Below are 21,425 nucleotides of genomic sequence, written 5' to 3' on the forward strand. Positions count from 1 at the left end.
GGTTCCTCCCTGACCTACTGCACAGTGCGGACGGCCGCTCCCATCTTGCCCCTCGGGCCGCAGCCTGTCACTGGAGGGAGTCTAAGGGCAGCGGATGCGGGTGCGGCGGTGGATGAGGGGGAGCTCTCACGGAGCTCCGATGCGCGCGGCGTCCCTCTCGGCCCTGCTACCGGCCGCTCGGGCGGGCGTTCGGGCGGGCGTTCGGAAGCACCGGCTCCAGATTCCGCCAGCGGGCGATCTCGCAGCCGTTGGCACGGCTGAAGCGGGCGTCGACCCGCTGGCCGCGCCAGGTGCCGGTGATCCGCGCGGTGGCGTCCCCGCCGTACTGGTGCGTGCACATGCTGCCCTTGGACACGGGCGCGAACGGGTCCTTCCGCTCCCGGGCCAGCTCGTCCAGCCGCGCGCAGGCTCTCTCCGCCGCGGGGTGCGTACCGCCGACGGGGCCGCACTCGAGCTTGTATGTGCCGTCGCCGATGCGGTTCCCCGACCGCTCGACGGTCACGGTGAGCCGGTCGGGCGACGACAGCAGCGAGCCCAGAGACAGCGGCCCGGGCGACTGGGCGGCGGCCGCCGCGGCTGCGGCCCCGGCGGCCGGGCCGACCGCGATGCCGACTCCGGTGAGCGCGGCGGCGGACGCGGTAGCGGTGAGAGCGAGACGGCGCAACATGTGCAGCTCCATGTGTCGGCTACGGGTCCGGGCGGGCCCACGAGCCCTTGGGCCCGCCCTCCGGGGCGGCCCTGCCGGCCTCTGCCGTCCCGTGGTCCGGCACGGGGTCGGCAGGCACGGGAGAGTGCGCCCCACCCTCTCTAACGCGCCGGGGCCCCGGGCGTTGCGCAACCGCGGATTGCTTTGCCCTGCGGGCCGCGCGCCTTGTACCGTGGACAGCGATTGGTGACTGGCCGCAATGCTGTGTCATCATCTGCACACACCACCTCGCGCCCACGGGCGTGGCCCGGTGGTGTGCTGGAGGCGTCGCCTAGTCCGGTCTATGGCGCCGCACTGCTAATGCGGTTTGGGTCTTAAAGCCCATCGAGGGTTCAAATCCCTCCGCCTCCGCCATCAAGATCACCGAAGCCCCGGCCGCCCGGCCGGGGCTTCGGTGTCTTCTGCGGCGCCCTCCGCTCCCGCGTGGCTCAGCTTCGTAGGCGATCGACCCCTGGCATCGGCATTTGTGCAGGTCGGGTGGGGTCCGGCTAATGGATTTCGCGTGACGGCGCAGGTCATGTAATGTTGTTCCCGCAACGCCGACCGGGGCAAAAAGCCCGGAACGCCAAGCACAAGCACTCGTAGCTTAACGGATAGAGCATCTGACTACGGATCAGAAGGTTGCAGGTTCGAATCCTGCCGAGTGCACACAGTTCGAAGCCCCCTCGGGATCATCCCGGAGGGGGCTTTGTCGTGCCGTACGGAAGCGCGGGTGCCGCAACCGTGTCCGCTCGAGGGGAGCTGCCTCTCGCATGCGACCGGTGCAGCCGCAGCGGGGAGAGCAAGGGCCTACTGGAGGCTCCAGCGGTGCGGGTGTCCGGGGGCTACGGGGGAGGTGAAGAAGTTGAGTTCGCCGCTGCGGCCTACATGGAACTCGGTGGGGGAAGCGAACGGGTGCGGGGGGAGACCTCGTTCTTCGAGTGGTGTCCAGCTGCCGCTGCCTCCGTCCCACTCGGTGCTGTCGACGGTCAGCAGGAGGTTCATCGGGGTCGCGCAGGTCAGGCAGTTCATCGGGTACGGGTCGGTCCTGTGCCAGGACGCGAAGCCGCCGACGCGCCAGCCGGGTGGGATGGACAGGTCGTACTGGTAGCCGAGCGGCTCTGCCCGGTCTTCCCCGTCGGACTGCTCGGCCTCGTCCTCCTGGGCCTCGTCCCAGGCGTCGAGGCGGGCGCACAGCTCTTCGGGGAGGAGGCCGGCGAAGGGGTAGGTGGGACCTGCTCCGGGTGCAGCACGCATGGCTCCGGCACGTACCACTCGTAGCCGACGAGCTGCGGCTCAGGCGGCGCGGCGAGTGGCTCGCCGACCTCCGCGGACCTGCGCCAGCGGATCGTGGCGTCCCGCCCCGTGCGCGTCGAAGGGGCACCAGAACACCTGAAGGAGATCGCAGCCGTCCGGTCCGGCCGGCAGGTCGGGTATGTCCCGCCGGTACAGCTGCGCGAGGCCGACCAGCGGCAGTGGGTCGGTGTCAGAGGCCTCCGGGATCCGGCGGGTGCGGCTCAGCTCGTCCACGAGCTGCCGTTCGTCGTCCGTGAGTCCGCAGAAGGGCTCGCGGGCCCAGGCGGTGGCCAGCACCTGCCGCTTCCGGCGGATGTCCGCAGGACGTCGCCCTCGCCCGCGGCCGTGGGCCTCCTCGCACAACGGCCATGGCTCGTCCGCCGGCCACAGCGTCGGGCCGCCCACGGAACTCGCCGACACGTCCGGGCTGCCGGGCCGCGGGTGAAGTCGGGTCGTGGTGCCCCGGTAAGCGGCCAATTCGGGGAAGAGCGCTTCGACATCGAGCGGGCGCGGAGGCGTCGTCCTCGTCATGGGGCGACCTTGAGCGCTCGGCGGATGCGGCGGACGGCTGCGCTGCAGGAGTTGATCGGGGGCTTTCCGCGTTGTGTCCGTAGAGGCTGTACGGGACTGGACGGGGCTGGACGGAGGGCTGGGCGGTGGGCTGGCGGTGTGCGGGGGTCCGGTGGGGGAAGGACGGGGCCGTCCTGCGGTGGGAGGGCGGGCGGGAGAGCGCGCTGGGCGTCGGGAGGGCGCTCGGGTTCCGGGCCGTCGGGGAGCGGAGGTGTGTCGGGGCGCGGGGGCATGCGTGCGCCCGGCGGGCCGTGGTCGCGGCGGGCGTGACGAACCCGCGGTGCGGTGAGTGCGCGCGGTTGGAGCGGGCGCACTCCGTGGCGGCCGACACCGCGGTGGACGACCCTCGGACGTACCGGGTGTATCTCGCGTGGTTCGGGCCCGGGATGGTGAAGGTCGGGATCACCGCCGAGGAGCGGGGGAGCGCGCGGCTGCTGGAGCAGGGGGCCGTGGTGTTCAGCTGGCTGGGGCGGGGGCCGCTGATGGCCGCGCGGCGGACCGAGGAGGTCGTGCGGGCGGCGCTGGGGGTGCCCGACCGCATTCCGTACGCCGCCAAGCGCGCCGCGCGGGCCGGGCTGCCCCCCGCCCCGGAGCGGGCCGCCGAATTGGCGGCGCTGCACCGCAGGGCGAGGGGACGCAGGGAGTGGGCGGATACGCTCCAGCCGCTGGAGTTCGAGGCCGTCGACCATGCGGAGGTCTTCGGACTCCAGGGGCTGGCCCCCGCCGACGCGGTGGTGCGGGAGCTGGTGGACGGCGGGGTCGTCGCGGGGACACTGGCCGCCGTCGCCGGCCCCGACCTCCATCTGGAGACGGTCGGCGGGAGCATGGTGGTGTGCGACACACGAGTGGCGGTGGGGTGGGAGCTGGCGGGCGCCGATGCCCGGAGCGCTCTCACCGTGCCCGTCGAGAGTGCGGGCGGGCAGGACAGACAGGAGGGGCTGTTTTGAGCAGGGAGTTTGCGGCGCGTCTCGGGATTCCCGGGTTGGTCGACGTCCACACCCACTTCATGCCCGAGCGCGTGCTGCACAAGGTGTGGGCGTACTTCGACGCCGCCGGGCCGCTGACCGGGATGGAGTGGCCGATCACCTATCGGCACGAGGAGGACCGGCGTGTCGAGCTGCTGCGGGAGTTCGGGGTGACCGCGTTCACCGCCATGCTCTATCCGCACAAGGCCGGCATGGCCTCCTGGCTCAACGAGTGGGCCGCCGGCTTCGCAGCCCGCGTTCCCGACTGTCTGCACACTGCCACCTTCTTTCCGGAGCCGGGTGCGGAGTCGTATGTCGCGAAGGCCCTCGACCGCGGTGCGCGGGTCTTCAAAGCCCATCTTCAGGTGGGGCGGTACGACCCGAACGACCCGCTGCTCGACGGGGTGTGGGGGGCGCTGGCGGAGAGCGCGACCCCTGTCGTCGTGCACTGCGGGTCCGGACCCGTGCCGGGCGAGCACACCGGGCCCGAGCCGGTCGGGCGGCTGCTCGCCCGCCACCCCCGGCTGCGGCTGATCGTCGCCCATATGGGCATGCCCGAGTACGCCGACTTCCTCGACCTCGCGGAGCGGTACGACGAGGTCCGCCTCGACACCACCATGGCCTTCACCGACTTCAGCGAGCGCCTGTGCCCCTTCCCCGAGCAGGAGAAGCCCCGTCTCGCGGCCCTCGGCGACCGGATCCTCCTCGGCAGCGACTTCCCGAACATCCCGTATCCGTACGTCCATCAACTCCAGGCCCTCGAGAGGCTGGAGCTGGGCGACGACTGGCTGCGGCGGGTGTGCCACGAGAACGGGGTCCGGCTCTTTCCGGGGTTTTTCTCAGGGAATTCACAGGGTCCGGCAAGGCGGCTCTCACCCCGTGCGCGCAGAGTCGGGTCCCATGACTGCGATCCCCTCTCAGCAGCGCCTCGACCAGCAGCGCCTCGACCAGCCGCGCCTCGAACGCCATGAGCTGCGCCGCGCCGACGGCAGCCCCGTCCGCGTGCTCGTCGTCGACGACGAGGCCGCGTTGAGCGAGCTGCTGTCGATGGCGCTGCGCTACGAGGGGTGGGAGGTGCGCAGCGCGGGAGACGGCGCGGGCGCCGTGCGCTGTGCGCGGGCGTTCCGGCCGGACGCCGTGGTGCTCGATGTGATGCTTCCCGACATGGACGGGCTCGCCGTCCTCGGGCGGCTGCGGCGGGAGCTGCCGGAGGTGCCGGTGCTGTTCCTGACCGCCCGGGACGCGGTGGAGGACCGGATCGCGGGCCTGACGGCCGGCGGAGACGACTATGTGACCAAGCCGTTCTCGCTGGAGGAGGTCGTGGCCCGGCTGCGCGGGCTGATCCGCAGGTCCGGGGCCGCGACCGTGAGCAGCGAGTCGCTGCTCACGGTCGGCGATCTCACCCTCGACGAGGACAGCCATGAGGTTGCCCGCGGCGGCGAGTCGATCCATCTGACCGCCACCGAGTTCGAGCTGCTGCGCTATCTGATGCGCAATCCGCGGCGGGTGCTCAGCAAGGCGCAGATACTCGACCGGGTGTGGAGCTATGACTTCGGCGGACAGGCCAATGTGGTCGAGCTCTATGTCTCGTATCTGCGAAAGAAGGTCGACGCCGGGCGGTCGCCGATGATTCACACCCGTCGGGGAGCCGGGTATCTGATCAAGCCCGGGGAGTGAGCGCGCCATGGGCAGACCGCAGTCGCTGAGGACCCGGCTCGTCGTGTCCGCCGTCGCGTTGATCGCCGTCGTGGCGGCCGTGATCGGAACGGTCACCGCGATCGCCTTCCGTACGTATCTCTACGGTCAGCTGGACGGTCAGCTGGATGCGATCGGGTCCAGGGCCGCCGGGCCTCCGGCCGTTCCCGGCGACCTCCCTTCCCCGGGGAAGCGCAAGGATCCGCTGGACTTCGTCATCGGCGGCGGCGCACCCGTCGGCACGGTCGGCGCGCTGCTCTTTGCCGACGGGACGGTGCGGGAGGCCGCGGGCAGCGGCGAGCGGGAGAACGCCGACGAGGGCGGGCCGGGCGTCGTCCGGACGGGGCTGTCCGTCGCCCAGACGCAGGCTCTCGCGGACGTGCCTCGTGACGGGCGGCCGCACACCGTGGAACTGCCCGGCAAGGGCGACTACCGCGTCGAGTACGTCTCCGGCTTCCGCGGCGGCTTCCTCGTCGGCATCCCCGCGAACCAGGTGCAGGACGCCCTCGGCACGCTCGTCCTCGTCGAGGTGTGCGTCACCGGCGCAGGTCTCGTCGCTGCCGGGATCGCCGGCGCCTCCCTGGTGGGGGTGGCGCTGCGGCCGCTGCGTCGGGTCGCAGCCACCGCCACCCGGGTCTCCGAACTCCCCCTCCACCGCGGTGAGGTCGCCCTGCACGAACGGGTGCCGCAGGCGGAGGCCGATCCGCGCACCGAGGTGGGCCAGGTCGGCGCTGCCCTCAACCGGATGCTGGGACATGTCGGTTCGGCGCTCGCGGCCCGCCAGGAGAGCGAGACGCGCGTACGGCAGTTCGTGGCGGACGCCAGCCATGAGCTGCGCACCCCGCTGGCCTCGATCCGCGGCTACGCCGAGCTGACCCGGCGCGGACGGGAGGAGACTCCGCCGGACACCCGGTACGCGCTGGGGCGGATCGAGTCGGAGGCGGAGCGGATGACCGGGCTCGTGGAGGATCTGCTGCTGCTCGCCCGGCTGGACGCCGGACGGCCGCTGTCGTACGAGAGCACCGACCTGGCACCGCTGGTCGTGGACGCCGTCTCCGACGCCCGCGCCGCCGACGGCGGTCACCGGTGGCGGCTGGAGCTGCCCGACGAACCCGTCGTCGTACGCGGCGACCCCGCCCGGCTCCACCAGGTGCTGGTCAATCTGCTGGCCAACGCCCGTACGCACACACCTGCGGGGACCGCCGTCACCGCCCGGGTGTCCGGGGGCCAGGACGCCGCGGTGCTGGAGGTCGAGGACGACGGACCGGGCATCCCGCAGGAGCTGCTGCCGCATGTCTTCGAGCGCTTCGCGCGCGGCGACGCCTCGCGGACACGGCGCGACGGTTCGTCGACCGGGCTGGGGCTGGCCATCGTGGACGCCGTCGTCGGTGCGCACGGCGGGGCGGTGAGCGTGCGGTCCCGGCCGGGGAGGACCGTGTTCGCGGTCCGGCTGCCCGTGGACGGCGAGGGGCGTGCCGTTCCACCGGGCGAGGGGCGGGCCGATTCATCGGACAGGGGGCGGGCTGACTCATCGGACATGGGGCGGGCCGACTCGTGGGTCAGCAGGCCTGCCGACTCACGGGACGAGCAGCGTGCCGACTCACAGGCGGGCCACAGGCGCACCACACAGGTGTGACAGCGGGTTCGTCGAGTGTCGGTGCCATGCGAACCGACATCCCACCAGGAACCCTCCCCGCCCGGGAGCACCTGCGCGCAGACGACCCGGCCGACGTGCCCGTCCTCGATGTCGTGATCCCCGTCTACAACGAGGAGAAGGACCTCGAACCCTGTGTGCTGAGGCTGCGTGAGCACCTCGCGCGCACCTTCCCCTACGGCTTCCGGATCACCGTCGCCGACAACGCGAGCACCGACCGCACGCCCGAGATCGCCGCCCGCCTCGAGTCCGGCCTGCCGGAGGTACGGGCGTGGCGGCTGGAGCAGAAGGGACGCGGACGCGCCCTGCACACGGTGTGGTCGCACTCCGACGCACCCGTGCTCGCCTATATGGACGTCGATCTGTCCACCGACCTCAACGCGCTGCTGCCGCTGGTCGCACCGCTGATCTCCGGCCACTCCGACCTGGCGATCGGCTCCCGTCTCGCCCGTTCGTCGCGGGTCGTCCGCGGGCCCAAGCGGGAGTTCGTCTCCCGCGCCTACAACCTGATCCTGCGCTCCTCGCTCGCCGCCCGCTTCTCCGACGCCCAGTGCGGCTTCAAGGCGATACGGCGGGACGTCGCCGAACGGCTGCTGCCGATGGTCCAGGACACCGGCTGGTTCTTCGACACGGAGCTGCTGGTGCTGGCCGAACGCGCCGGGCTGCGCATCCACGAGGTGCCGGTGGACTGGGTCGACGACCCCGATTCGACCGTGCACATCGTGCGCACCGCGACCGAGGACCTCAAGGGCGTCTGGCGGGTGGGGCGGGCCCTCGCCACCGGGTCGCTGCCGCTGGACCGGCTCGCCCGCCCCTTCGGCGACGATCCGCGCGACCGGCGGCTCACCGGGGTGCCCGGCGGGCTCGCCCGCCAACTGGTCGGCTTCTGCGCGGTGGGAGTCCTGTCCACCGTGCTCTATCTGCTGCTGTACTCCGGCTTCCGGCTGGGCGTCGGGCCGCAACCGGCCAACGCCGCGGCGCTGCTGCTGTCCGCCGTCGCCAACACCGCGGCCAACCGCCGCCTCACCTTCGGGGTGCGCGGCCGGGAACGCGCGGTGCGCCACCAGGCGCAGGGGCTGGTGGTGTTCGGCATCGGCCTCGCGCTGACCAGCGGCTCGCTGGCCGCTCTGGAGGCGGCCGCGGGCGAACCCTCCCACAGCACGGAGCTCGCGGTGCTGATCGCCGCGAATCTGGCCGCGACCGTGCTGCGGTTCCTGCTCTACCGGGCGTGGGTGTTCCCGGAGGGGCGTACGCACCAGACGAACCGGGTTGAGACGAACCGGTTCGAGGCGAACCGGGTCGAGGCGGCTCAGGTTGAGACGCACCGGGTTGAGGCGGCTCAGATCGAGGCGGCTCAGATCGAGACGAACGAGAGCGAGAAGGACGAGATGACGGAGGGCGCGAGGCGATGACCGCGACCATGGATGCGGCCGCCCGGCCGCCCGAGCTCAGCACGGCGGGGCAGCGCGAGGGGGACGCCCGCTGGGTGCGGCCCGCGTTCCTCGGGCTGCTGCTCGCCACCGCTGTGCTGTACCTGTACAACCTGGACGCCTCCGGCTACGCCAACTCCTTCTACTCCGCCGCCGTCCAGGCGGGCAGCGAGAGCTGGAAGGCGTTCTTCTTCGGCTCGTCCGACGCCGCGAACTCCATCACCGTCGACAAGCCGCCGGCCGCGCTGTGGCCCATGGCCCTGTCCGTGCGGCTCTTCGGTCTCGGCTCCTGGCAGATCCTGCTGCCCGAGGTGCTGATGGGCGTGGCGACGGTCGCCGTGCTGTACGCCGCCGTCCGCAGGCGCTTCAGCGCTGCCGCCGGGCTGATCGCGGGCGCGGTGCTGGCGGTGACGCCCGTCGCCGCCCTGATGTTCCGCTTCAACAACCCGGACGCGCTGCTCACCCTGCTGATGACCGTCACCGTGTACTGCGTGCTGCGTGCGCTGGAGGCCGCGCGGACGGCATGGCTGGTGTGGGCCGGCGTCGCCGTCGGGTTCGCGTTTCTGACGAAGACGCTCCAGGCGTTTCTGATCCTGCCGCCGCTGGCGGTGGTGTACGCGGTGTGCGCACCGGCCACACTGCTGCGCAGGCTCGGCCAACTCGCCCTCGCCGGGCTCGCGCTGCTCGTCTCCGGCGGCTGGTGGGTGGCGATCGTCGAGCTGTGGCCCGCCGCCTCCCGCCCGTACATCGGCGGCTCGCAGACCAACAGCTTCCTGGAGCTGACCTTCGGCTACAACGGGCTGGGGCGCATCAACGGCAATGAGGTCGGCAGCGTGGGCGGCGGCGGCCCGGGCGGCCCCGGGGGCACCGGCGCCGGCGGCGGTGGCGGACGCTGGGGTGAGACCGGACTCGGGCGGATGTTCAACGACTCGGTCGGCGGCCAGATCTCCTGGCTGCTGCCTGCCGCGCTGCTGCTCCTCGTCGCCGGGCTTGTAGTCACCTGGCGGGCGGGTCGCACGGACACGGCACGGTCGGCGTTCCTGGTGTGGGGCGGCGCGCTGCTGATGACCGTGGGCGTCTTCAGTTTCATGGCCGGGATCTTCCACGAGTACTACACCGTGGGCTTGGCCCCGTATATCGCAGCGCTCGTCGGCATGGGCGCGACGGTGCTGTGGGAGGAGCGGTCGAGGCCGCTCGCCTCCGCCGCGCTGGGCTGCGCGGTCGCGGTGACGGCCGGGTGGGCGTATGTGCTGCTGGGCCGGACGCCGGACTATCTGCCGTGGCTGCGCGGGGCGGTGCTGGCGGGCGGGCTGGCCGCGGCCGTGGTGCTCGCCGCGCTGCCGTTCGCCGGACGGCTGGGGCGTTCGGGCGGCCGGCGGCCGGTCCGATGGCTGGCGCTCGGGGCCGCGGGGGCCGGGCTCGCGGTGTCGCTGGCGGGGCCGGTCGCGTACTCCCTCACGACGGTGAACGAAGGGCACACCGGCTCGCTCGTCATGGCCGGCCCCGCGTCGGCCCGCGGTGGCGGCCCAGGCGGCGGCGGTCCGGGCGGCCGTGGCCCCGCCGCCGGTGGTGTCGGCGGCGGTCCCGTAGGAGCTGCTGACAGAGGCGCTGCGCGCGGGGGCGGTGACGGGCGCATGCAGGGGCCTGACGGCCAGGGACAGCAGGGCAGCCGCGACGGCAACCGCGACGGTGGTCCTGCCGGTGGTCCCGGCGGCGGTCCTGCGGGTGGTCCTGCCGGTGGTCCCGGCGGCGGTGCCGAAGGCAGTGGCGGACGCGGCATGGGCGGTCTCATCAACGGCGCGAACGTCAGCTCCGCCGCCCAGGCCGCGCTCAAGGAGAACGCCGACGACTACACCTGGGTCGCCGCCGCCATCGGCGCCCAGAACGCGGCGAGTTACCAGCTCGCCACCGGGGAACCGGTGATGCCGATCGGCGGCTTCAACGGAACGGACCCCTCGCCGACGCTCGCCCGGTTCAAGCAGTACGTCTCCGAGGGGAAGATCCACTACTACATCGTGAGCAGCGGCATGGGCGGCGGGCGCGGCGGCGACGCCAGCGCCTCGATCACGGCGTACGTCGAGGAGAACTTCACCCGGGTGACGGCAGACGGCGCGACGCTGTACGACCTCACGCGGCCGGTGTAGCGGGCGGTTCGCCCGGGGCGGGGAGGACGGGAAACCGGGGCGGCCGCCTCCGCTACAGGGCGGCCGCCCCGGGGATCAGTGCGCCTTCGACTTGAGGGCGACCTCCCTGATGAACAGCGTCACCAGGAACGCCAGGAACGCGAACGGCGCCGCGTACAGGAAGACATCCGCCACCCCGTGCCCGTACGCACTCTCCATCACGGTGCGGACGGGCGGCGGCAGCAGGTCCAGGTCCGGGATGCCGCCCCCGCCCGTGCCGCCGTGCCCCAGAGCCGCGCCCTGCGGGCCGAGGGCGGCGAGGCCGTCCTCGACGTAGTGGGTGACCCGGTTGCCGAGCACGGCGCCCAGCGCGGAGACGCCCACCGCGCCGCCCAGCGAGCGGAAGAACGTGACCACGGAGCTGGCCGCGCCGAGTTCCTCGGGGGCGACCTGGTTCTGGGTGCACAGCACGAGGTTCTGCATCATCATGCCGAGCCCGAGGCCGAGGAGCGCCATGAACAGCGCGATGTGCCAGTACTCGGTGTCGTACCGCATGGTGCCCAGCAGACCGAGGCCCGCCGTCGTCAGCGCACCGCCGACGACCAGCCAGGCCTTCCAGCGGCCGGTCTTGGTGATGATCTGACCGGAGACGGTGGACGAGAGGAACAGTCCGCCGATCATCGGGATGGTCATCACGCCGGACATGGTGGGGGACTTGTCCCGGGCGAGCTGGAAGTACTGGCTGAAGAAAACCGTGCCCGCGAACATCGCCACGCCGACGAAGAGCGACGCGACCGAGGCGAGCGCGATGGTGCGGTTGCGGAACAGACGCAGCGGGACGACCGGGTCGCTCGCCCGCGACTCGACGGCGAGGAAGAGCGCGCCCAGCGCGACCGCGCCGCCCGTCATCGCATACGTCTGCCAGGAGATCCAGTCGTACTTGTCGCCCGCGAAGGTGACCCAGATCAGCAGCAGCGACACCGCGGCGCTGATCAGGAACGCGCCCGTCCAGTCGACCTTCACCTCTCGCCGGACCACCGGCAGCCTGAGGGTCTTCTGCAGCACGATCAGGGCGATCACGGCGAAGGGCACGCCGACGTAGAAGCACCAGCGCCAGCCGAGCCAGTCCGTGTCGGTGATCACGCCGCCGAGGAGGGGCCCGCCCACGGTGGCCACGGCGAAGGTCGCGCCGAGGTAGCCGCTGTAACGCCCGCGCTCCCGCGGCGAGATCATCGCGGCCATCACGATCTGCGCGAGCGCGGAGAGCCCGCCGACTCCCACGCCCTGGACCACGCGGCAGGCGATGAGCGTGCCCGCGCTCTGCGAGAGACCGGCCGCCGCCGAGCCGAGGACGTAGATCACCAGGGCTATCTGGACCAGCAGCTTCTTGGAGAAGAGGTCGGAGAGCTTGCCCCACAGCGGGGTGGTCGCGGTCATCGCCAGCAGCGAGGCCGTCACCACCCAGGTGTAGGCGCTCTGTCCGCCCCCGAGGTCGGTGATGATCTGCGGCAGGGCGTTGGAGACGATCGTCGACGACAGAATGGCGACGAACATGCCGAGCAGCAGCCCGGAGAGCGCCTCCATGATCTGCCGGTGTGTCATCGTCGGGCTTTCGGGCGTCGGGCTTTCGGGCGACGGGTCTTCGGGCGACGGGTCTTCGGGCTCGGCGCGCCCGGCCCGCGCCGCACCGGCCGGTGTGGCTGTAGCCATGGAAATCCTTCGTTGTACGTCGGTCACGCGGTGATGCGGTCCGCGGAGGCCCGGCAGTCGCCGAACGACTCCCGCAGCCGTGCGAGCATCGCGATGAGCTGCCCGACCTCGTCGTCGGACCAGTCGTCGAGCGTGCGGGCGAACATGTCCGCGGTCCGCCGTGCAAGGCCGTCGAACATGTCCCGGCCCTCGGGTGTCAGCCGGAGCAGCCGGGAGCGCCGGTCGCCGGGGGCGGGAAGCCGTTCGATCCAGCCGCGCTCCTCGGCATGGGCGACATGCCGGCTGGTCACCGACATGTCGACGGACAGCAGTTCGGCCAGTCGGCTCATCCGCATCTCGCCGTGCCGGTCGAGCAGGGTGAGCACGGCGGCCGGCCCGGAGGGGCACTCGACGGGCAGCATCCGCGCGATGCCCCGCTTGACGGCCCCGATGGCGCTGAGCTGCCGGGCGAGCTCCGCGTACCGGTCGGTGTGCTGATCAGCCACGGTCCGCCCGTCCTCCCCACGGCCTTATCTTGTTGCTTAGGGCAACCATAGAAGCCATTGGTTGCTACAGGCAAACGAAAGCAGGTTTTATGGAGTAAAGGAAGCCAAAAGTCTTCGCATGCTTCCCGTCATGGCGCACATCGGACCGTTCCTGCTATTCGCGCGCACGCGCGCCCCGGGCTTGGGAGCGGAACGGGAGGTTCGCTAGGGTCCTGCCCCATGGCACACAACCCCCAGCACGGCCAGGGCCCGGAGGGCAACCACGACCCCGCGGGCAGCACCCAGATGTTCCGCGCTTTCGTCGACGAGGGCGCCCCGCAGAGCCGTCAGGCGACGCCCGACCAGTCCTCCGGTCCGCGCGTCGGCCTGATCGCAGGCGTCGTCGCGGCGATCGCCGTCGTCGTCGCGGTCGCCTGGCTCGCCCTCGGCTGACGTCTCGCTCATGCCCCCGCGAGGCTGATGTCCCGGGTCTCGATGTGCATGCCCGGCGGCACCCGCCAGGCGTCGACGCACACCGTGTAGGACGCCGTGCGCACGGCGCCCGGAGGGATCGGCGCGGGCAGCGGCCGGGCCGATTCCACCGTCGCCCAGTCGATGCCCAGCGCTCCGATGACATGGGTGCCGAACACGACCTGCCCTGATGTCGCCGCCGAGCCGCCCGTGTTGCGGAACTCGACTGTCACCTTCTCGCACCAGCGCTTGTCGAGCGGGGCGCGGCCGGCCCTGACGATGCGCAGCTCGGCCGGACCCGCAGACGGCGTCGGTGACGGCGACGGCGACGGTGACGGTGACGGAGATGCGGGCGGGGACGGGGCGGGAGCCCGGGGCGGCGAGGGGCGTGACGGCGCGGGCGCGGGCGCCTGCGGGGCCGCGCCTCTGCTCCCCTGAGGCGACGGAGCAGCGGCGGTCGGCGGCCCGCCCTCCCTTCCGTCCGGGGACGTGCCGTCCGGCGGCCTCCCCTCCGCGCCGCCGGTCCGCCCTCCCCGCTGCTGATTCCGGTGATCCTCGCGGTCCGCGCCGAGGTCTGGGCCCCGGTCCTCGTGGAGGCCTTCGCCGCGCTTCTCGCGTTGGCCCTCGTCCAGGGGGACGAGCAGCACATCGCCCGTCGGGGGCACGGTCGCCGTCGGCGCGTCGTCCGGGGTGGCGACGGCCGCATAGCCGTCGCCGGGTCCGCCGCCGCACGCGGTCAGCGCTCCACCGCCCAGGAGGAGCGCGACGACCGCCACGGCGGCGGCCCGGCAGCGATGCGTGTGCCGCACGTCCCGTCCGTGTCCTCCTCGTCGCATCGCGCCAGTGTGTCTGACGGTCCGTCAATAAGGAAGCGTCCGGACGGCTGTCCGGGCGGGCGTTCCGGATGTCAGTCGCCGATCAGGCCCTCCCGCAGATGCGCCAACGTGCGGGTCAACAGCCGGGAGACATGCATCTGAGAGATGCCGACCTCCTCGCCGATCTGGGACTGGGTCATGTTGGCGAAGAAGCGGAGCATGATGATCTGCCGTTCGCGCGGCGGGAGTTTGGCCAGCAGGGGCTTCAGCGACTCGCGGTACTCGACGCCCTCCAGGGCGCTGTCCTCATAGCCCAGGCGGTCCGCCAGGGAGCCCTCGCCGCCGTCGTCCTCGGGGGACGGGGAGTCCAGCGAGGAAGCCGTGTAGGCGTTGCCCACGGCCAGCCCGTCGACCACGTCCTCCTCCGACACCCCCAGCGCCGCGGCCAGTTCGGAGACGGTCGGCGAGCGGTCGAGCTTCTGCGCCAGCTCGTCGCTGGCCTTGGTGAGGGCGAGCCGAAGCTCCTGGAGCCGGCGCGGGACTCTCACCGACCACGAGGTGTCGCGGAAGAATCGCTTGATCTCGCCGACGACGGTCGGCATCGCGAACGTCGGGAACTCCACGCCCCGTTCGCAGTCGAACCGGTCGATCGCCTTGATCAGACCGATCGTGCCGACCTGGACGATGTCTTCCATGGGTTCGTTGCGACTGCGGAAGCGCGCTGCCGCGTACCGCACCAGGGGGAGGTTCAGCTCGATCAGGGTGTCGCGCACATAGGTGCGCTCCGGAGTCTCGCCGGTGCCCTGCTCGTCCAGCGCGCGTAGCCGCAGGAACAGGGAACGGGACAGGGTACGGGTGTCGATGGCTTCGGAGCCGTCAGGCACGACAGGCGCGGGTGCGCTCTTCGTGAGCGTGAGCACCTTCGAGCTGCCCTGTTCTGCGGACATGCCACCCCCTTGAGGTCGCGGGACGGTCGCGGCGGCCGCGACCGTCGGAGGAACGCAGCCTCCACCTGAATACCGGAGGCGGAGCTGCGGCAAACGCGGTTCCAGCAGAATGTCACATGTCGGCAACACGCTGTAGTGACATGTCGACAAGTATCGGGTGGAAGTGCGCAGGAAGCTGGGTGTCTGCGCCTTTTACACCGTCAACATCGGCTCGGAAGCGGTCTACCCGTCTCAGCTATGCATCGATCCTGTTTGCGGATCTCAGTCGGGCAAAACTCCGGGCCAGCAGCCGGGAGACATGCATCTGGGAGACTCCCAGCTCCTGGCTGATCTGGGACTGCGTCAGATTGCCGTAGTAACGGAGCATCAGAATCCGCTGCTCGCGCTCGGGCAGCTGTACGAGGAGGTGGCGTACGAGATCGCGGTGTTCCACCCCGGCGAGCGCCGGGTCCTCATAGCCGAGCCGGTCCACCAGGCCCGGCAGGCCGTCGCCCTCCTGGGCCGCCTCCAGTGAGGTGGCGTGGTACGAGCGGCCCGCCTCGATGCAGGCGAGCACCTCGTCCTCGGAGATCCTCAGCCGTTCGGCGATCTCGGCGGTCGTCGGGGTCCGCCCATGAGTCGTCGTCAGGTCCTCGGTGGCGCCGCTGACCTGGACCCACAGCTCGTGGAGCCGGCGCGGGACGTGCACCGTGCGGACGTTGTCCCTGAAGTACCGCTTGATCTCGCCGACGACGGTCGGCATGGCAAAGGTCGGGAACTGCACTCCCCGGTCGGGGTCGAACCGGTCGATCGCGTTGATCAGGCCGATCGTGCCGACCTGGACGACGTCTTCCATGGGTTCGTTGCGGCTCCGGAAGCGGGCGGCCGCGTACCGCACGAGCGGCAGGTTCGCCTCGATGAGCGCCGCGCGGATCCGGGAGTGCTCCGAGGTGCCGGGGGTGAGGGCCTTGAGCTCGCCGAAGAGCACCTGGGTCAGGGCGCGGGTGTCCGCACCCCGGCTCCGGCCGCTGCCCCCGCCCTGGGGGCCGCCTGCCGACGGGCGGTCCCTCTCCCGTTGCTCCCTCTCCGGTTGGCCCCTCTCCGGGGGGTCCCTCCTTGGGCGGTCCCTCTCCGGTTGACCCGTCTGCGTGTGGTCCTTCCGCGTGTGATCGTTCTGGGGGGTGTCCGGCTGTCCTGCCTGCTCCTGACGGTTCCGCCGGCCCTGTCGGCGGGCGCTCCCGGATGCGGCGTTCGCGGGAGCTGACGCCTCCGCCGCCCGGGACGGGGACCCGTCGTCCGGCCGCTCGTTCTGGGGCGGCACCTGAGGCGCAGTACTGGCCGGCACTGTTTACGCCACCCCTTTGCGATCGTTTACGGTCAACTCATCCATCAAAAGCGGTCATAGCATCACAAGACATGTCCACTGTGTGCAAGCATCGCATTACGTCGTGTTGACGGAACACCCGGCCGATGGCATGCGAAAGCCCCTCGCCGTATGGGCGAGGGGCGGGACGTCCGGGCGGCAGGGGCGGTGAGAGCTCCTCGGGGCCGCTCAGAACTCGTAGTCGGCGATCACCCACGTGGCGAACTCGCGCCACTGTGCGGCGGCCGCCTGATGCGCAGGGTGCTCGAGATAGCGCTTGAGGGCGTCGCGGTCCGCCACGGCGGAGTTGATGGCGAAGTCATATGCGATCGGCCGGTCCGTGATGTTCCAGGCGCACTCCCAGAACTCGATCTCCGGAACCAGCGTGTCGAGCTCCTGGAACGCCCGCGCGCCGGCGATCACGCGCGGCTCGTCGCGCGAGACGCCTTCGTTGAGCTTGAGAAGGACCAGATGGCGGATCAACGGGCGCTCCTAGTTCACCAGCTCGGTCATGAACTCTCCCACGCCTTGAGCGGCGCTCGAAATGCCCTCGAACCCTACCTGCACCAGGTCCGCCGCCCGCTCGGGGGAGGTGATGATCGTGTACAGGACGAAGACAACCAGGATGTACAGCGATATCTTCTTCGCTTGCACCATGGGCCGCTTCCTCCCCTTCCGCATCGCCTGTCCCGCGCAGTCGCGTGAGTCTAACCGAGCTGACTGAATCTTTAAGGACCAAGGGCCTGCACTTCGGGGCCCTTCGCCGCCCCGCGTCCCTGTCCCGGAGACGCAGGATGGAGGCGAGCCCGCAAGGATCCGTCAGGAATCCCGCGGGCGGGGACCGGCCCTCGTGCGGGGCCCGTCCGCGGCCTTCCCCCTCTTCCCTCTGACTGCGGCCGGACCTGTGGGACCGGTGCCTACGACGAAGGGCCCCGGCGCCGTCCGGCGTCGGGGCCCTTCGTGGAAGAGCGGTAGCGGAGGGATTTGAACCCTCGGTGACTTGCGCCACACTCGCTTTCGAGGTCTGTTCGTGCTGGTCAGGGGGTTGTCCAGGGTCGTTCAACCCCGTTCGTTCCCGGTTCCTCGCACGCCGCGTGAACGGCTCTGGACGATGCCGAACGGGGCTGAATGAGACGGAAACTGAGACGGAGTGCGGACCGGCTGACCTGGGCGTCTACCTCTGGCAGTGTCAGCGGCCGGACCCTTCCACGGCCGCGATCACGGCGGCGGGGTCACCCTCGTACAACAAGTGCGGCTCGTCTGCCGTGGGAGGTATGAACCGGCTGCGGTACCGCTGGAGGTCGCTCTCCGCGAAGTAGATCGAGTTCGGATCCTCTGCGTGGAACTCGTTGCGCTTGCTGATCCTCGCCCACAGTTCGTCGTGGCTGGCGGCAAGGTAGACGAGTACAGGGACCGCGCCGGCGTCGGTGGCGATGGCCTGCCATTTGGCCCGATCCTCGGGAGTCCAAAAGCCGTGGTCAACGACGACATCGTGTCCGGCCTTGAGCTGTTCCCGGAGGTCGACCGCCACGTCTTCCAGGACCGGCCGCTCAAGGGTGGGGAAGGTGCCCCGGGGGAAGTCGACCCCATAGACGCCGTGCCGGCGGTACATCTCCTCATCTGGGCACAGCCGTACGAATCCGCGATCCGTGAGGGCGCGGGAAAGCGTGGTTTTGCCTGACCCGGGGAGTCCGGCCATCAGGACGCAGAACGGAGGGCGTGGGGACATCGGTCTCGTCATGACTCGGGAGATGGTGGCCACCTCTGCATCGGCTTCCGGCGTGATTGTGCCAGTCCGCCGGGCCGCAAGCAGTGCATCCAGTCGGTCTTCGAGCACGCTCACGAGCGTGTCATCCACGACCGTCACGTGGTGACCTCCGATTCTGTGCGCCATGTACGGCCCGGCCCTCCGAGGTCGACGCCGTACTCCACGATGTTGCCCTCGCTATCGACGAACTTCGCGGTCATCACGACCACCGGTTCCGTCGGCGGGTTCTCAGGGTCCAGCTCCAAGAGTCGTGCGTACTCCGGCGTCAGCGTGAGGGCAGAGGCCGTGTCGACACGGTGGCTGATCGGGTGGCCGGTCGCCTGGGCGATGAGCTGGAGTGAGGTTCCCCCTGTCAGGCGCTCGCTCGCTGCTAGCTGTGGGATGAGCCTGCCGTACCGAGCGGGGATCCACGACGTGCTGTGAGCAACGATGCCGTGCCGGTCCCTGTACACCCGGCTACGCCGTACGACGTCCGAGCCGGGCTCGATGTCCAGTGCCTGCGCGACCTCGGCAGGCGCGGGCACGACGGCCGCCTGATGCGAGTCGGATCGTTCGCCCGCCCCCCAGCTAGAACCGGTGCGGCGTCCCCGGTCCTGCCGCTGGGCTCCCGAGGACATCGGGGTCGGCCGGTCCAGGACCTCGGTACCGATGCCGTGGATGCCTCGCACAAGACCCTCGTTGCGCAGCTTGCGAAGCGCCTTCTCAGCTGTCGCAGTGCTGACCTTCCACTCTTCCGACAGGTTCTTGATGCTCGGCAGGAGCGTTCCCGGCTGTAGCTCACCGGACGAAATCAGCTCCATGTAGTGGGCGGCAATCTTCGCGTACGGGGCCCGATTGTCGGCCTGGCCTGCCATGTCGCTTGCTCCTTTTTGTGACTTCCCTGAGGTTCCCTACCTTACCGCTTGACACCGCAGGGAACCCTAGGGAACCTTAGGGATGTGCTCGCCGGTCGGATCGATCGAGCGGAGGGTGCCCCGACACACCTGTGTCCGCCGCCTGGAGGGCTCCGTGAAACGGGCTCGAAGAAAGCGCCGGCTCCTTGACAACTGAATGGGGATCACGCCGCCTCTCCTCGGCCAAGTAGGCGGCCACGCGGGATCTCCGCGTGAGGTACAGCGCGACCCAACGTCCGCAGTGTGGCTGCGGGCCGGTTGCCTCCGTTGCACGTCCCGTGCGTGCAGCGCTGAGGGGAGCCGGACATTCCGACTTCAACGGCGAGCGGCTCCCGGGGTGCCTCCCGGGAGCCGCGTTCGGGCCGTTTCACCTGCGAGGGAGAGCACGACCCATGAATCACATCGTCACTGTTCAGGAGGCTGTTACCGCGTTCGAGCCGTGGATGGAACCCACGAGCGCGGAGCTGGTCGCGATCGAGTGGGAGATGCCCGTGATCCTGGCGGATGTCGACTTGCTGGACGCGGAGATCGTCGCCCTTGACCGCACGCCGACCGAGGTGGACGAGCGCCGCATCCGCCGGGCCCGCCGCCGCGCGCTGGCCGCCCGGGTCGCGCTGGTCAACCGCACGGCTGGCGCGAACCTTTTCGGGGGTGTCGCGTGAGTGCCGCCGAGAAGAACCTGATCGCCGCGCATGCGGAGGTGAAGGCGGAGATCACACGGACGGACACCAAGACGGCGCTGCTGCTGGCGTTCGTCGGCGCGGTGGTCGCCGGGGCTTGGACCGTCGCCCGCGACGTGCCGCTGACCGTGCCCGCCCTCGTCACCGGTGGGGCCGGGCTGGCGCTGCTGGTCGGCGCGGCGGGGCTGTTGCTGCGGTCGGTGCGCCCGAACCTGGCCGGTCGGCACGGCTTCCCGCTGTGGGCCACCCTGTCCGCCGACGAGATCGGCGCGGCTGTCGCCCGTGATCTGGCCGCCGACGTCGCTAGGCTGTCCCGGCTCGCGGTCGCCAAGTTCATGTGCCTGCGCCGGGCGGTCGACCTGACCATGACCGGCGGCGCCCTGCTCATCCTCGCCGCGCTGCTCACCCTCGGGGGTGCGCGGTGACCGGCACGAAACTGACCCGCGTACAGGTCGGTGTGCTGGCTGCCGCGTTCGTGCCGATGCTGGCCACGGGTGTGTTCGGTGGGATCGGCACGTACAGCAACATCGGCCACGCCTACGGCCAGGGCACCGCCCTGGGTGCGCTTGCCGCAGGTGAGGGTGCCACCGCCGTGCTCGCTCTGGTCCTGCTCGGGCTGACCATGCTGGGACAGTCCTCCCCGCGCATTGTCCGCCTCGGCTTGTGGGCGCTGCCGGCCGCCGCCGCCGTGATGGGGGCGATGGCCGCCCCCGATCCGGGCCGCACCGTGATCTACGCCCTGACCCCGATGGGCATGTCCGTCTCGGCTGAGGGCATGGCGTTCCTGGCCCGGCGGATCGTGGTGCACACCGACGGCCGCGACGCGGAGAACGAGCGCCACACCGCCGATCTGGTGCAGGCGCTGGCCTACCACCGTGCCCGCGCCGCGCACCACCCAACCGACCGGGTGCGCAAGCGGTCCGATCGGGCGTCGTGGCGGCTGGCTCGCAAGGTCGGGGTCGGGGACGTGGCGCTTGGATCGAGGTTGCTGGACGTGCAGCGCGACCGCGTCACCGCCGGTGCGGATGCCGCGCTCGCTGCCATGTTCGGCGGCATCGCCCTCGATCCTGCCCCGGTCTCGAATACGGAGAAATCGACCGAGACCGTGAGGAAGCGGTCTACGGCTGGCCTGCCCGAATCGACCCCGGACCCGGTGGTGACACTGGCCCGGCTGACTCTGCCCGATCCGGTCGCGGTCGACCTGGGCAAGTCGACCCAGCTCAAGCCCCTCCCGCCGGTCGGCCCCGCTCCGATCGCCTCGATCGAGTCGCCCGCTGTGGCGGCTGAGTCGACCCGGCCGCGCCGCGCCACGGGCCGCCTCCCGGCGGTGGCGAGGTCGACCCGTCCGAAGCGCACGCCTGATCAGTTGCTGGCCGAAGCACGCCAGGCGACGGCCGGTTGGCCGGATGCGAAGGTGACCGGCGAGGGCATCCGCCGCGCCATCCACACCTCGCCCGCGAATGCCCGGTCGCTGCGGGACATGCTCCTTGCCGAACGTGCCGCTGCGGCGGCTGAGGCGGTGGCGTGATGACCGCGTTCGGTAAGTGCTTCGACCCGAACGGGGCCCGGTACGGCATCCCCACCTACCCGTGGCGCTACGCGCCCGACGGCCTGGCCACCCGTCGGCAATTGCGGGCCAGGGGGTTACGGCCCGGCGGTCAGGAGGTGGTGGCGCAGGTCATGCGGACTAACCGCCGGGCGGGTACGGACCGGGTGGCCTACCTCTACCGCGTCGACCGGGCCAAGCCCGTGCGGCCGATGACGTCGCGCAAGTGGGGCGCGCTGGCGCTGGCCATGCTCGCCCGCCGCACCTGCCCGAAGTGCCGCGTGACCTACAGCTACTGCCTGCCGACCTCGCTCGGCATGTGCCTGCTGTGCGCCCACCCCGACCACTGCGCATCCCCGACAGGGAGCTGA

Annotated in this window: 21 protein-coding genes, 2 tRNA genes and 1 pseudogene; 13 read left to right on the top strand and 11 right to left on the bottom strand. The window is 71.1% G+C overall.

The window, feature by feature from the left end; genetic code table 11:
- Positions 1 to 166 precede the first annotated feature (166 nt).
- The gene (locus QCN29_RS05805; protein ID WP_279926607.1) at positions 167 to 667 is read right to left on the bottom strand and encodes an SSI family serine proteinase inhibitor; all 501 of its coding nucleotides are present in this window, start codon (positions 665 to 667) and stop codon (positions 167 to 169) included.
- A gap of 299 nt (positions 668 to 966) precedes the next feature.
- On the opposite strand from QCN29_RS05805, the gene QCN29_RS05810 reads away from it, so the two are divergent.
- A tRNA-Ser gene (locus QCN29_RS05810) sits at positions 967 to 1,060 on the top strand.
- A 221-nt stretch (positions 1,061 to 1,281) separates the two neighbouring features.
- Positions 1,282 to 1,354, top strand: a tRNA-Arg gene (locus tag QCN29_RS05815).
- Between the two features lie 141 nt (positions 1,355 to 1,495).
- Here the strand turns inward: QCN29_RS05815 and QCN29_RS05820 are convergent.
- Positions 1,496 to 2,512, bottom strand: a pseudogene (locus QCN29_RS05820) (hypothetical protein).
- Between the two features lie 125 nt (positions 2,513 to 2,637).
- Here QCN29_RS05820 and QCN29_RS05825 point away from each other — a divergent pair.
- The 6 genes from QCN29_RS05825 to QCN29_RS05850 are packed head-to-tail and all read left to right on the top strand — an operon-like array spanning position 2,638 to position 10,439.
- On the top strand, positions 2,638 to 3,498 hold the full coding sequence (locus QCN29_RS05825) for a DUF2797 domain-containing protein (protein WP_279926608.1): 861 nt from the start codon (positions 2,638 to 2,640) through the stop codon (positions 3,496 to 3,498).
- Complete coding sequence (locus QCN29_RS05830) at positions 3,495 to 4,487, top strand: amidohydrolase family protein (RefSeq protein WP_279926609.1); 993 nt, start codon at positions 3,495 to 3,497, stop codon at positions 4,485 to 4,487. Before QCN29_RS05825 ends, QCN29_RS05830 begins: the two co-directional genes overlap by 4 nt.
- The gene (locus QCN29_RS05835) at positions 4,417 to 5,193 is read left to right on the top strand and encodes a response regulator transcription factor (RefSeq protein WP_279926610.1); all 777 of its coding nucleotides are present in this window, start codon (positions 4,417 to 4,419) and stop codon (positions 5,191 to 5,193) included. The genes QCN29_RS05830 and QCN29_RS05835 overlap by 71 nt, the downstream gene beginning before the upstream one ends.
- A 7-nt stretch (positions 5,194 to 5,200) precedes the next feature.
- Positions 5,201 to 6,847 (top strand): sensor histidine kinase, encoded by a 1,647-nt coding sequence (locus tag QCN29_RS05840; protein WP_279926612.1) that lies wholly within the window; start codon positions 5,201 to 5,203, stop codon positions 6,845 to 6,847.
- 26 nt (positions 6,848 to 6,873) lie between these two features.
- On the top strand, positions 6,874 to 8,277 hold the full coding sequence (locus QCN29_RS05845; protein ID WP_279926613.1) for a bifunctional glycosyltransferase family 2/GtrA family protein: 1,404 nt from the start codon (positions 6,874 to 6,876) through the stop codon (positions 8,275 to 8,277).
- Complete coding sequence (locus tag QCN29_RS05850; protein WP_398859127.1) at positions 8,274 to 10,439, top strand: ArnT family glycosyltransferase; 2,166 nt, start codon at positions 8,274 to 8,276, stop codon at positions 10,437 to 10,439. The genes QCN29_RS05845 and QCN29_RS05850 overlap by 4 nt, the downstream gene beginning before the upstream one ends.
- 75 nt (positions 10,440 to 10,514) lie before the next feature.
- Here the strand turns inward: QCN29_RS05850 and QCN29_RS05855 are convergent, their stop codons facing one another.
- Both QCN29_RS05855 and QCN29_RS05860 read right to left on the bottom strand, forming a co-directional pair.
- The gene (locus QCN29_RS05855) at positions 10,515 to 12,128 is read right to left on the bottom strand and encodes an MDR family MFS transporter (protein WP_279926614.1); all 1,614 of its coding nucleotides are present in this window, start codon (positions 12,126 to 12,128) and stop codon (positions 10,515 to 10,517) included.
- Positions 12,129 to 12,151: 23 nt separating this feature from the next.
- Entirely contained in the window at positions 12,152 to 12,613 is a 462-nt protein-coding gene (locus tag QCN29_RS05860) for a MarR family winged helix-turn-helix transcriptional regulator (protein ID WP_398859128.1), read from the bottom strand.
- Between the two features lie 219 nt (positions 12,614 to 12,832).
- Here QCN29_RS05860 and QCN29_RS05865 point away from each other — a divergent pair, with 219 nt between their 5' ends.
- On the top strand, positions 12,833 to 13,045 hold the full coding sequence (locus QCN29_RS05865) for a hypothetical protein (RefSeq protein ID WP_279926615.1): 213 nt from the start codon (positions 12,833 to 12,835) through the stop codon (positions 13,043 to 13,045).
- An 8-nt stretch (positions 13,046 to 13,053) separates the two neighbouring features.
- Here the strand turns inward: QCN29_RS05865 and QCN29_RS05870 are convergent, their stop codons facing one another.
- From QCN29_RS05870 to QCN29_RS05900, 7 genes are all read right to left on the bottom strand, one after another.
- Positions 13,054 to 13,872 carry a hypothetical protein gene (locus tag QCN29_RS05870; protein ID WP_279926616.1) on the bottom strand — a complete coding sequence of 273 codons (819 nt, stop codon included), beginning with the start codon at positions 13,870 to 13,872 and terminating at the stop codon, positions 13,054 to 13,056.
- 98 nt (positions 13,873 to 13,970) lie between these two features.
- Entirely contained in the window at positions 13,971 to 14,825 is an 855-nt protein-coding gene (locus QCN29_RS05875) for an RNA polymerase sigma factor SigF (RefSeq protein ID WP_279926617.1), read from the bottom strand.
- Positions 14,826 to 15,060: 235 nt separating this feature from the next.
- Positions 15,061 to 16,149: an RNA polymerase sigma factor SigF gene (locus QCN29_RS05880; protein ID WP_279926618.1), complete on the bottom strand. Its 1,089-nt coding sequence runs from the start codon at positions 16,147 to 16,149 to the stop codon at positions 15,061 to 15,063.
- Positions 16,150 to 16,356: 207 nt separating this feature from the next.
- On the bottom strand, positions 16,357 to 16,650 hold the full coding sequence (locus QCN29_RS05885) for a Dabb family protein (protein WP_240139633.1): 294 nt from the start codon (positions 16,648 to 16,650) through the stop codon (positions 16,357 to 16,359).
- Between the two features lie 9 nt (positions 16,651 to 16,659).
- A complete protein-coding gene (locus QCN29_RS05890) occupies positions 16,660 to 16,824 on the bottom strand; it encodes a hypothetical protein (RefSeq protein WP_279926619.1) in 165 nt (54 codons plus the stop codon).
- Positions 16,825 to 17,356: 532 nt separating this feature from the next.
- Positions 17,357 to 18,034, bottom strand: a complete 678-nt coding sequence (locus tag QCN29_RS05895) for an AAA family ATPase (protein ID WP_279926621.1) — start codon at positions 18,032 to 18,034, stop codon at positions 17,357 to 17,359.
- A complete protein-coding gene (locus QCN29_RS05900) occupies positions 18,031 to 18,789 on the bottom strand; it encodes a GntR family transcriptional regulator (RefSeq protein WP_279926622.1) in 759 nt (252 codons plus the stop codon). The genes QCN29_RS05895 and QCN29_RS05900 overlap by 4 nt, the downstream gene beginning before the upstream one ends.
- Positions 18,790 to 19,220: 431 nt before the next feature.
- Between QCN29_RS05900 and QCN29_RS05905 the strand changes: the two genes are divergently transcribed.
- From QCN29_RS05905 to QCN29_RS05920, 4 genes are read left to right on the top strand one after another with little or no spacing between them, the layout of a single operon-like run.
- The gene (locus QCN29_RS05905; RefSeq protein WP_279926623.1) at positions 19,221 to 19,490 is read left to right on the top strand and encodes a DUF6284 family protein; all 270 of its coding nucleotides are present in this window, start codon (positions 19,221 to 19,223) and stop codon (positions 19,488 to 19,490) included.
- Positions 19,487 to 19,933: a Pycsar system effector family protein gene (locus tag QCN29_RS05910; protein WP_279926624.1), complete on the top strand. Its 447-nt coding sequence runs from the start codon at positions 19,487 to 19,489 to the stop codon at positions 19,931 to 19,933. Before QCN29_RS05905 ends, QCN29_RS05910 begins: the two co-directional genes overlap by 4 nt.
- A gap of 56 nt (positions 19,934 to 19,989) precedes the next feature.
- Positions 19,990 to 21,036, top strand: coding sequence for a conjugal transfer protein (locus tag QCN29_RS05915; protein ID WP_279926699.1), 1,047 nt, complete (start codon positions 19,990 to 19,992; stop codon positions 21,034 to 21,036).
- Positions 21,036 to 21,425 carry an RRQRL motif-containing zinc-binding protein gene (locus tag QCN29_RS05920; RefSeq protein WP_279926625.1) on the top strand — a complete coding sequence of 130 codons (390 nt, stop codon included), beginning with the start codon at positions 21,036 to 21,038 and terminating at the stop codon, positions 21,423 to 21,425. Before QCN29_RS05915 ends, QCN29_RS05920 begins: the two co-directional genes overlap by 1 nt.

This window comes from Streptomyces chengmaiensis (assembly GCF_029846775.1).
Lineage (GTDB): Bacteria > Actinomycetota > Actinomycetes > Streptomycetales > Streptomycetaceae > Streptomyces > Streptomyces chengmaiensis.

Excerpts from the sequence above, each read along its gene's own strand:
- QCN29_RS05805 (WP_279926607.1), bottom strand. The coding sequence starts at position 667 with ATGTTGCGCCGTCTCGCTCTCACCGCTACCGCGTCCGCCGCCGCGCTC.
- QCN29_RS05835 (WP_279926610.1), top strand. The coding sequence starts at position 4,417 with ATGACTGCGATCCCCTCTCAGCAGCGCCTCGACCAGCAGCGCCTCGAC.
- QCN29_RS05840 (WP_279926612.1), top strand. The coding sequence starts at position 5,201 with ATGGGCAGACCGCAGTCGCTGAGGACCCGGCTCGTCGTGTCCGCCGTC.
- QCN29_RS05845 (WP_279926613.1), top strand. The coding sequence starts at position 6,874 with ATGCGAACCGACATCCCACCAGGAACCCTCCCCGCCCGGGAGCACCTG.
- QCN29_RS05850 (WP_398859127.1), top strand. The coding sequence starts at position 8,274 with ATGACCGCGACCATGGATGCGGCCGCCCGGCCGCCCGAGCTCAGCACG.
- QCN29_RS05855 (WP_279926614.1), bottom strand. The coding sequence starts at position 12,128 with ATGGCTACAGCCACACCGGCCGGTGCGGCGCGGGCCGGGCGCGCCGAG.
- QCN29_RS05865 (WP_279926615.1), top strand. The coding sequence starts at position 12,833 with ATGGCACACAACCCCCAGCACGGCCAGGGCCCGGAGGGCAACCACGAC.
- QCN29_RS05875 (WP_279926617.1), bottom strand. The coding sequence starts at position 14,825 with ATGTCCGCAGAACAGGGCAGCTCGAAGGTGCTCACGCTCACGAAGAGC.
- QCN29_RS05890 (WP_279926619.1), bottom strand. The coding sequence starts at position 16,824 with ATGGTGCAAGCGAAGAAGATATCGCTGTACATCCTGGTTGTCTTCGTC.
- QCN29_RS05900 (WP_279926622.1), bottom strand. The coding sequence starts at position 18,789 with ATGGCAGGCCAGGCCGACAATCGGGCCCCGTACGCGAAGATTGCCGCC.
- QCN29_RS05905 (WP_279926623.1), top strand. The coding sequence starts at position 19,221 with ATGAATCACATCGTCACTGTTCAGGAGGCTGTTACCGCGTTCGAGCCG.
- QCN29_RS05915 (WP_279926699.1), top strand. The coding sequence starts at position 19,990 with ATGCTGGCCACGGGTGTGTTCGGTGGGATCGGCACGTACAGCAACATC.
- QCN29_RS05920 (WP_279926625.1), top strand. The coding sequence starts at position 21,036 with ATGACCGCGTTCGGTAAGTGCTTCGACCCGAACGGGGCCCGGTACGGC.